The 1,858-nt window shown below is 40.5% G+C and carries 1 protein-coding gene; it reads right to left on the reverse strand.

The genetic code is table 11. The features are described 5' to 3' along the window. Positions 1 to 81 precede the first annotated feature (81 nt). Complete coding sequence (gene ltrA / locus ACFYKX_RS27180; protein ID WP_389365448.1) at positions 82 to 1,365, reverse strand: group II intron reverse transcriptase/maturase; 1,284 nt, start codon at positions 1,363 to 1,365, stop codon at positions 82 to 84. Positions 1,366 to 1,858: the final 493 nt, after the last annotated feature.

Raw genomic sequence — 1,858 nt, forward strand, 5'->3', positions numbered from 1 at the left:
ATCGAGTAGGAGGAGGTGACGAACCTCCGACCTCTCACACCACCGTACGTACGGACCCGTATACGGCGGTTCAATCTTATACTAAGCATGTACTTTATTGTAATGTTGAACACAAGAGATTAGTCCGAAAGCGGTTAATCTCTTGTTTGTTATAGTTGTAGTAAGTACCCACGAGTAAGCGATTCGAGCGACACCCTTGCTTGTGTGGCTATATTTGTGGGCAGAAAATTTATCCATTCCTAGCTTAATTAGATTTTTTCTACGGTTTTTGGCTGTTTTCCATTTCTTCCAGATACACATTCTTAATCGGTATCTTGTATGAGAATCTATTTTCCCAAGCAAAGATTTCATATAACCTACCTTGAAGTAATTAACCCATCCTCGTATTAATTGGTTAATCCGCTCTACCTGATACTTCGTATCAACGCTCCAATTCTTCCTAGTCAATTGTTTAAGATTAAATTTAAAATTATCTACCGATTTTTGGTGTGGTTTAGCCTTGTAGATGTCATTCTGGAAGTCTTTGAAGAAACCAAACCCTAAGAACTTCATACTTGGGTCATTGGGTTTCGTTACTCTCGACTTTTGTGCATTAACAATCAGCCCTAATTTTTCTTCAATGAATTTAGACACTGACCTCATTACTCGCTTGGCTGACATCTCACTTTTAACTAGGATAATACAGTCATCTGCGTATCGAACAAAGTGAAGACCGCGGTTCTCAAGTTCTTGGTCCAGCTCGTTAAGCATGATATTACTTAATAATGGAGATAAGTTTCCTCCTTGCGGAGTGCCTATTACTGTTTCTTTGTATTCGTCATCTATTTGTACACCACTCACTAAGAACTTACGAATAAGAGAAATAACATCTCCATCCTCTACTGTTCTTGATATAAGATTCATTAGCCTATCATGATGCACTGTGTCGAAGAAACGTTCAAGGTCTATGTCCACTATCCAGTCGTAACCATCGTTCATGAATTCTAGAGCTTGTAAGATAGCCATTTCAGCATAGCGCCTAGGTCTGAATCCAAAACTATACTCGCTAAATTTCTTATCAAATATAGGGGTGAGGACTTGTGCGATTGCTTGTTGAATGACTCTATCTGTGACGGTCGGTATGCCTAAGAGTCGTATCCCACCATTAGGTTTTGGGATTTCTACTCTCAATACAGGTTTGGGCTGATATTTTCTTTGTCGGATGTGTTGGATAATCTTGTCCTTGTTCATAATCAGATACCCCTCCAACTCGTCCACGGTCATTCCATCTACACCTGCTGCACCCTTGTTTTTCTTCACTTGTTTAAATGCTTGATTAAGATTGTCTCTATCAAGAATCTTATCAAGTAGTCTTATTTCGTACATGCTTGTTATTTCCTTTCCTTCTCGTAGAGACGGTATCCACTTTTCCGCATTTCGCCAGTGGTCTATTTCCTCTCCCAATCGAGATTTCTATAACGATAAAATTGTTCAGCCCTTCGCTCCTTCTAACTTTCATTAGACATCTTCACTACTACGGCTTCTGCTGACTTCTCACTATCCAGTCTTATATCACTACAAGATTTTAGTGCAGATTAGTGAGACCTCCCCAGTTAAGGTGCGAACTCTTTCCCTTCATCTATCTGCCATATATACACCGTATGATACAGTAGCTATGGGACTTTGACTTCTTATGCAGTCTTATCCTCATACGTTGCCTCTTATATGATTTCTGTTCGTCAGACCGAAGGTTTGCCTCGAGCTTCCTTCAGATTCCACGTCACCGTGGACACCCTTGCTTTCAGCTATGTACTTACCGCTACTTGGTCATACTCGGGACTTTCACCCGTTAGAGTTCGCCCATGCTGGGCGAACATAA

It is taken from the genome of Cytobacillus spartinae (genome assembly GCF_042865285.1).
Taxonomy (GTDB): Bacteria; Bacillota; Bacilli; order Bacillales; family Cytobacillaceae; genus Robertmurraya_A; species Robertmurraya_A spartinae.